This window comes from Paenibacillus sp. 01T422 (assembly GCF_056398785.1).
Window position 1 is genome coordinate 1 of the sequence record NZ_JBFTQB010000366.1, and the last position, 7,870, is coordinate 7,870.

Genomic DNA, 7,870 nt, shown 5'->3' on the forward strand with positions numbered 1-7,870 from the left:
CTGTCTAAGAGACTGTCTACGATCTGACGAGGGAGCAGCCGGCCTGTCGGATTATTGGGATGACCAAGGAAAAAGAGATCCACTATCGATAATGCGGCTTCCACATCCTGCTGCTGCAACTCAAAGCGATGAGATGATTTCAGCGGGATATTATAAATCCTGCCTCCTGTTTTGTGGATCGCTTCTTCATATTCACTAAAAGACGGTCTCGCCAGCCCCGTCACTGAAGGCTTCAATACTCTCGCTGTCAAATCAATCAGCTCAGCCGCCCCGTTGCCGACCAGGATGCTCTCCACCCCGATATCATATTTCTGTGCCAGCTTATTACGCAATTCACGAACAGCAGGATCTGGATACTTAACGATATCTGACCATGCGTCCATCAATAATTGTTTCACAGCGGGAGGTGGACCCAATGGATTCATATTTGAGCTAAAATCGAGAAACTGGTCTCTAGGCCGGCCAAACGTTTCTTCAGCTGTCCAGAGATCACCTCCGTGTCCGTAGCGTTCTAACATGAAAGACACTCCTTTCTTTAGGGCGTTACACAAATAATGACTCCAAGCAGGAGAATCGCTTCAAGCAGCTCGTTCAAAGCACCATAGGTATCTCCGGTTAGCCCCCCCAATTTACGGCTTATATAGGTCGCAATTAACCATCCTGCCACAAATGTAGCGCAGGCAAAGTAGATAGGGACAGGCCATATCGCGGTGTCGAGAGCTGCATCATTAAATTGAATGAAAAGAGTAGTTGTAAGAAGGGCTACTATTAACGAAACGATCACATGCCACTTCGTTATCCCTTGAAAAAACCTGCCCAAACCCGATTCTTTCCGGGCGTAAGACCATCCCTGAATGGCCACCGTCATAAACCACCGGCTCCAAATAGGAACAATCGCCAGCAGCAAGTATCCGATACGATCGGTGGCTCCATCCCACCGATTGGACTCCAGCAGCGTGTAGAGAAGCGCGAACTTGAGAAGCAGATGAAGGACGGCAACAATGACACCCATGGCTCCAACACGGCTGTCCTTCATGATTTCGAGCATTTGCTCGCGTGGCCTGTGGCTGAGAATCCCGTCCGCTGTATCCATAAGCCCATCCAGATGCAGCCCGCCTGTCAGGACGACCCAAAGTCCCAGAAGCAGCACGGCTGCTGGGAGTGGGGGCAGGAACAGGCCGAGACCTTCGCCTGCGAGAAGCAGCAGTAGACCTATCACGCCGCCGGCTAGCGGATAGAAGATCACGCTGCGCCGAAAAACAAGGTCTGTATAGGTAATTTGCACGGGAATCGGCAAACGCGTTAGAAATTGAAAGGCTGCGATACAAGCACGCAGCCAATCTAGAACAATACGAGCAGTATGCACAGCAATCCTCCCATCACTACAAAGCTAACGCCGTAGAGCATTCTAACGGCGTAGACGATATCTTGCTGCGTCCGCGGACGCAGCGGCCAACCCAGGCGGGCGCGCTCGCTGGRGACGCCGCCGTAGATGTTCAGCCCGCCAAGCTCAATTCCGAGTGCCCCGGCGACCGCCGACTCCGGAATTCCGCTATTCGGGCTGGGGTGCAAGTGCGCGAAGCGGCGTATCGCCGCCGCAGCGCGCTTCGCCGAGAGGCCCGGCTGCAGCAGGGCAACGAGGATCAGCAAGAGGCCGGTCAGCCGCGCCGGGATCCAGTTCATGGCGTCGTCCCAGCGGGCCGACGCCCAGCCGAAATGACGGTAACGGTCATTTCGGTAGCCGACCATCGAATCCAGCGTATTCGATGCCCGGTACAGCATAGCCAGCGGCGCTCCGCCGAGCAGCGCATAAAAGAGCGGCGAGATCACCGCGTCGACGATGTTTTCCGCCACGGTTTCTACAACCGCGCGCGTTAGCTCCTCTTCATCGAGCGATTCCGTATCGCGGCCGACAATGTAGCCCGTATACTTGCGAGCGTCGGCAAGTTCGCCTTTGCGCAGCGGATTGTATACGAGATAAGCGGCATCCTTTAGCCCTTTGATCGCAATCGTCGTTGATATCAACCACGTACAGACGGCATAACCTAGCCATTCGTGAATCGAGCGAGCGGCTAGAATAAGAACGAAAACACTCCCGGTGCTGACTATCAAAGTAGTAGTTGTAAGCAGGACTCCGTTAAACTTTTCATGCAAAGACGAATAGCTTTTTTTGCGCAGCAAATCTTCCATGCTCTTAAGGCTAGTTGCTTCCGTCCAGCCGGTAAGCCAATCTTTTTAGTTCTACGGGTATCCCGACCGTTACTAGAAATACCTGCTCACATACCTCAGCTAACCGCTGATTCATTCTTCCAGCCAAGTCACGGAAGCTGCGGCCAAGCGGGTATTCCGGCACAATGCCGTCCCCTACCTCATTCGTAACCAAGATGAGCTGTCCACGGTAATCCGATACAGCACTCACCAGCCTGTCAACTTGCTTCATCACCAAGGTTGAAGCTTCCTGCTCACCCTCATATTGTAGCAGCCAGTTGCTTAGCCAGAGTGTCAAACAATCGACCAAGACTACCGCCTCCTCGCCGCTCTCGTCCAGCTGCTTCAAGAGCTCACACAGCCGAAACGGCTCCTCATGGGTATCCCAAGGATACCCCGAGCTGATCCTCATCTGCTGGTGCAGACGAACCCGCTCCCTCATTTCCTCATCGTAGATGTGGGAGGTCGCGATATAGACCCCGCGCTCGCTGCCGTGCATCACGAGCTTCTCAGCGAAAGAGCTCTTGCCGCTGCGCGCGCCGCCCGTTACTAGAACCGCCATGGCGCCTTCGCCTCCTTCTTATGCTGTCTACTCCCGCGACACGCCTGCGCTATCGAATGTCGCCATCTCTCTCATGATCTTGCCCGCGGCTTCGATCAAGTTAAAGGCAAGCACTGCGCCTGTTCCTTCGCCTAGGCGCATATCCATCTGCAGCATCGCAGAGAGGCCCACTGCCTCGAGCATCTTCGCGTGCCCCTGCTCCTGAGATAAGTGCGAGGCGAGCATGTAAGACGCGCTTAGCGGGGCTAATCGGCTCGCCACGAGCGCTGCCGCCGACGAGATGTAGCCGTCGACGACAACCGGACAACGATTCTTCGCTGCGCCAAGAATCACGCCAACCAGTCCGGCGATCTCCAATCCGCCGACTTTGCTTAACACCTCAAGCGCGAAGTCGCCGCTTGTGTCAATGGCGTTGTCCTTAGCCGGGCGAAGCCCGTTCACGTGGAGCGCCTTGTTGACAACCGACCGCTTATGCAGCCATTTCGCATCGTCAATCCCCGTTCCGCGGCCAACGGATATTTCAGCATCTACGCCTGCCAGTGCGCATAGAATCGCTGCGCTAGCCGTTGTATTGCCGATCCCCATTTCGCCGGTCGCGAAAAGACGATAACCCTTCTGCGCCAGGTCATCCACTAACCAGGCACCTGCTTCAATCGCCTGCACTGTTTCATCCAATGTAAGTGCCGCTTCACGCGCCATGTTGCGCGAACCTTTTCTCACTTTGCGTGAAACCAGGCTCGGATGTTCCAGATCTGCGTTAACGCCCATATCAACGCAAATAACGTCAGCTCCTGCATGTCTGGCAAGCACATTCACTGCAGCGCCTCCATGAAGGAAGTTCAGCACCATCTGTGGCGTGACTTCCGCGGGGAAAGCGCTAATACCTTCTTCACAAACACCATGATCTCCAGCCATTACGATGACAGCTTTTTTATCAAAAAGCGGTTTCACTTCACCGGTAATCCCAGCAACTTGGCGTGCAATATCTTCCAATTTGCCTAAGCTTCCCTGCGGTTTAGTCAATTGATTCAAATGATCATTCGCCTGCTTCACCACATCTGAATGAATAGGTTCGATGACTCTGATAATCGCCTGTAAATTACTCATTTCTAATCCTCCGTTACCAAGTTCATTATTTTCCTGGCTGCAATAAAATCTGTGGTGCTTGGTTCACTGGGTGCTGAAGAACAATAGGCTCTGTTCCATAGACGTCTGTAATTAACTTGCTTGTGATGATCTCATCAGGTGTTCCTATCGCTGCCAACTCTCCGTTATGAATTACCATTAGCCTTGTGCAGTATTGTGCGGCCAAGTTCAAGTCATGCAGAACGGCAATAACAGTTAACTGCGACTCACGCTGCCATTCCCGAATATAATCCATCATCTGTACTTGATATCCAATATCCAAAAAGGTTGTAGGCTCATCCAGCATGAGTAATCGCGGCTGCTGAGCCATGACTTTCGCAAGCGCTACCCGCTGCCTCTCACCGCCGCTAAGACGCTCAATCGTCCTCTCAACAAGGGGCTCCAGATGCAGCTTCCGAATAATGGCTTCGATTAGTTGCTCCGCTTCCGCTATATCCTCTCCCAGCCAATTCTGAAAGGGATAACGGCCCATTTCCACGACTTCACGAATCGTAAAACCTACGGGTGGCAGTGCATCTTGCTGCAAAACAGCCAGCCATCTGGCTAATTCCTTGCGCGAATACGCAGATATTGGTCGACCCTCCAGCTCTACCGAACCTTCTTTAACYGGATCAATCCCGGAAAGGAGACGAAGTAACGTCGATTTCCCGCTGCCATTTGGCCCAATAATACCAAAAAACTCGCCCTGTTGGACCTCGAAGCTTATATTTTCAAGTACCAACCGTTCATGAAAGCTCTGGGATAGCTGCTCCACTTTAATCATCTTTTTCAACCTCTTAACGTTTTCTTATCCTTATGTAGCAAATAAGCAAAAAATGGCGCGCCCAAAAACGCTGTGATAACACCTAGCGGAATCTCCGTTGGACTTAGCAATGTACGTGCGAGCGTGTCCGCCCACAAGACATAAATGCCTCCTCCTATCGCGGATAAAGGAATAATGAGACGATAGTCCGGACCGACGATTAGACGTACTAAGTGCGGAATGATAAGCCCGACAAAACCGATAACGCCTGCTACAGAGACAGCCGCTGCCGTAATAAAGGTAGCTACAATTAGCACAATCAGCTTCGTACGTTCGACATTAACTCCCAAATGGGAGGCCTGCCGCTCTCCTAGCGCAAGCAAATTCAATGATCTTGCATAGCTAAGCAATATTACTAAACCTATGACTAAATAAGGCGAGATAATCGTTATATACGGCCAGCCCCGCATCGCCAAGCTGCCCATTAACCAAAAAACAATTTCATTAATCACCTGCTTGGAAATCGACACCATAAAGGAAACAATCGCGCCAAGAAAAGCCTGCATGACAACGCCGGACAAAATAAGCGTCTCCATCTTGAGCTTCCCATCAATCTGAGCCAGCTTAAGAACGAGGAAAAGTGAGATAAGTCCCGTCACAAAAGCAACAATCGGAATCGACCATTGCCCAAACAAAGCCATCTGCAGCCCAAAATAAATTAAAAACGCTGCTCCAACCGAAGCGCCTGAAGAAACTCCCAGCGCATAAGGATCTGCAAGCGGATTGCGCAGCACGCCCTGGAAAGCAACTCCAGCAACGGAGAGGGACGCACCTACAAGAATCCCTAGTAGTACGCGAGGTAAACGCACCTTATTGATGATTTGCTCCGATGATTGCTGCCAGTTGACGTCAATATAGTCACCTGCCCAAGGAATGTGCTTCCCTAGAATGCCCGCAATTTGGAGGACTGGGAGATTGGCCGTTCCCAGCGATAAACTTGCCAGAATAGAAAGAAGAAGGAGTATAACTCCTACTCCTCCCCATAGCATTAGTTTTTTTTTCATTTATTTCACCAGTTCAGGATAAATGCCTTTCGCCATTTCCAGCAGTCCATCGGTCAATCTCGGCCCCGGACGGCTCAGCAGGTTCTGGTCAAGACCGATTACCTGTTTGTTTTTCACAGCTTCAATGGCATCCCAACCGCTTCGCGTGCGAATAATTTCATCCAGCGACTTCTTGCTTTTTGTATCTACGACACCGTTCGCAAAGAGAATAACAGCAGGGTTTTGCGCGATGATTTTCTCTTCGCTGATTTGGTACCAGCCTTTGCCGTCGCCAGCYACATTAATACCACCTGAAAGTTTAATCAGCTCATCCATGAATTCCCCGCTGCCAACTGTCCAGCCTGGGCTGAATTCTATGTATACTTTTTTCTTATTTTCTTGCTTGACGTCTTTCACGGCGCTGACAACCTTCTGACGATCCGCTTTCATTTTCGAGACTATTTTCTCGGCTTGTTCCTGACGATCTGTAATCAAACCATAAGTTTCAATGTTCGCAATAGCATCATCCAGTGTTTTCGGCTCCACTTTAAACACATTAATGTTCGATTCGCGCAGCTTCTCAACAGTGTCTGCTTTCATAGAAATACCTGTAAATACGATATTCGCATTAGTGGCGATCAAAGCTTCCTGGTTGGGCTTCGTGATACTGCCTAATTTGGGCTTTGACTTCGCTGCATCCGGATAATCATCGAGATCAGATACACCGACAATATTAGCATCCAATCCAAGAGCAAATAGAGCCTCCGTTTCTGCAGGCGAAACAGATGCTATCCGCTCTGGTGCCTTGTCGAATGTGAATTCTTTCCCCGTTGCATCTTTAATTTTCAGCGGATACGTTGTCTTTTTGGATGTCGCAGCTGTTGAAGCTGAAGGACTAGGCGCTGTTGTTGCTTCTCCGCCAAGTTTAGATGGATTGGTAATTTCTACTTCTTGCTTGCCGCAAGCTGCTAAGCTAACTGCCGTCGCTAAAGCAACCGTTAGGATGAGCGCCCTCTTCATCCCTTTTGTATTCATTTGCATGATGTGTCCCCTTTCACTGAAACATGTGACTTCGATTGAACTCTTAATAAAAAAGCCCCTCTGTTCCTAAGGAACAAAGGGGACGATAAATCGTGGTGCTCAGCAACGAATCCGTTGCCTCCTGATTTAAAGCGATCCTTTTCCTCGAAGGATGTCGTAACGGCACCATGGCAGGTATCCTGGCTCTCCGGCAGTACTTTCCCTTCCGGATTACAGTGGCGGGACCGCGCCGGACTTTAACCGGCTTCCCTTTTAAGCGGCAATGATCTTCATGTCTGAATTCGTTGCCAGCACCAATGGCTGCATATTTGACTATCAATCTAATTGTCGATTATAGCCTTCTTGCTACTTTTGTGCAATAACCTTAAGTACTTGCTTAGCTTCCTCCAACTTCGGAGCATTGACAGGAATGAAGGCAATTAGCCCTTTCCCTTCAAATCCTTGCTCTTTCATCCACTTGTTCCCTGAGAGCGGAATCCCATACAGGTGCTTTTCGGCAGGCTTGCCCTCTTCTGCGATTTCGACAACCCCGTCCGGATAATCAGAAGGGTTAATCGTCTCATCCAATGATACGAACCCAGCTTGTTGACTTAATGCTTTAAATTGGTCATCTGCAAGTATAAAGATGCCGTTTCCACCTGCCGCCAATTCAACGACCATTTTTTCCATGGAGAAAATGGGAGATGTATTCAGCTTGACGGTAGGAACCTCACCGATCTTCGATTTTAAAGACGCTTCCAGCTTCTCACCTGCATCACTTGGAAAACCATTTTGACCCATTACAAATATAGAAACATCCGGCTTCGGTCCTCCGCAACCCGCAAGCATCACCATAAGTGCCGACACCAGCATTACCATTAGCAATTTCAATTTCATGTTGTAAAAGAACCTCCGTATACGATCTAAATATATCGATAGTCGCGAGAAAAGTCGGTTTTCACCGACTTTTCTTCCAATTATTCATATATTCATTTATTTTGAGATCAAGTATCGTACTGAGCTCCACAACGGATTCGGAAGTCATTTCTTCCCCGTCTAGAACCATCTGTTCCAACCTGCGCCGCAGAGAATGAATCTCTTCTTCTAATAAGTTAAGGGAGTTACGTTTCTTAGCACGCTTAGTCAACC

General features: G+C 50.0%; 10 protein-coding genes and 1 riboswitch. All 10 genes read right to left on the reverse strand.

The window, feature by feature from the left end:
• The coding region (locus AC1DUA_RS20125; RefSeq protein ID WP_477501466.1) for an aminotransferase class I/II-fold pyridoxal phosphate-dependent enzyme at nucleotides 1-518 on the reverse strand (518 nt) is incomplete at its 3' end.
• A gap of 17 nt (nucleotides 519-535) precedes the next feature.
• On the reverse strand, nucleotides 536-1,366 hold the full coding sequence (gene cobS, locus AC1DUA_RS20130) for an adenosylcobinamide-GDP ribazoletransferase (RefSeq protein ID WP_477501467.1): 831 nt from the start codon (nucleotides 1,364-1,366) through the stop codon (nucleotides 536-538).
• Complete coding sequence (cbiB, locus tag AC1DUA_RS20135) at nucleotides 1,342-2,190, reverse strand: adenosylcobinamide-phosphate synthase CbiB (RefSeq protein WP_477501468.1); 849 nt, start codon at nucleotides 2,188-2,190, stop codon at nucleotides 1,342-1,344. Before cbiB ends, cobS begins: the two co-directional genes overlap by 25 nt.
• Before the next feature lie 10 nt (nucleotides 2,191-2,200).
• On the reverse strand, nucleotides 2,201-2,770 hold the full coding sequence (cobU, locus tag AC1DUA_RS20140; RefSeq protein WP_477501469.1) for a bifunctional adenosylcobinamide kinase/adenosylcobinamide-phosphate guanylyltransferase: 570 nt from the start codon (nucleotides 2,768-2,770) through the stop codon (nucleotides 2,201-2,203).
• Nucleotides 2,771-2,797: 27 nt separating this feature from the next.
• On the reverse strand, nucleotides 2,798-3,877 hold the full coding sequence (gene cobT, locus AC1DUA_RS20145; RefSeq protein WP_477501470.1) for a nicotinate-nucleotide--dimethylbenzimidazole phosphoribosyltransferase: 1,080 nt from the start codon (nucleotides 3,875-3,877) through the stop codon (nucleotides 2,798-2,800).
• A gap of 25 nt (nucleotides 3,878-3,902) precedes the next feature.
• Nucleotides 3,903-4,679, reverse strand: a complete 777-nt coding sequence (locus tag AC1DUA_RS20150) for a heme ABC transporter ATP-binding protein (protein WP_477501471.1) — start codon at nucleotides 4,677-4,679, stop codon at nucleotides 3,903-3,905.
• Between the two features lie 5 nt (nucleotides 4,680-4,684).
• Nucleotides 4,685-5,722 (reverse strand): FecCD family ABC transporter permease, encoded by a 1,038-nt coding sequence (locus AC1DUA_RS20155; protein ID WP_477501472.1) that lies wholly within the window; start codon nucleotides 5,720-5,722, stop codon nucleotides 4,685-4,687.
• Complete coding sequence (locus AC1DUA_RS20160; RefSeq protein WP_477501473.1) at nucleotides 5,723-6,742, reverse strand: ABC transporter substrate-binding protein; 1,020 nt, start codon at nucleotides 6,740-6,742, stop codon at nucleotides 5,723-5,725.
• A 152-nt stretch (nucleotides 6,743-6,894) separates the two neighbouring features.
• A riboswitch (cobalamin riboswitch) is annotated at nucleotides 6,895-7,056 on the reverse strand.
• A gap of 31 nt (nucleotides 7,057-7,087) precedes the next feature.
• Nucleotides 7,088-7,618, reverse strand: coding sequence for a hypothetical protein (locus tag AC1DUA_RS20165; RefSeq protein WP_477501474.1), 531 nt, complete (start codon nucleotides 7,616-7,618; stop codon nucleotides 7,088-7,090).
• Nucleotides 7,619-7,679: 61 nt separating this feature from the next.
• The coding region (locus AC1DUA_RS20170) for an aspartyl-phosphate phosphatase Spo0E family protein (protein ID WP_477501475.1) at nucleotides 7,680-7,870 on the reverse strand (191 nt) is incomplete at its 5' end.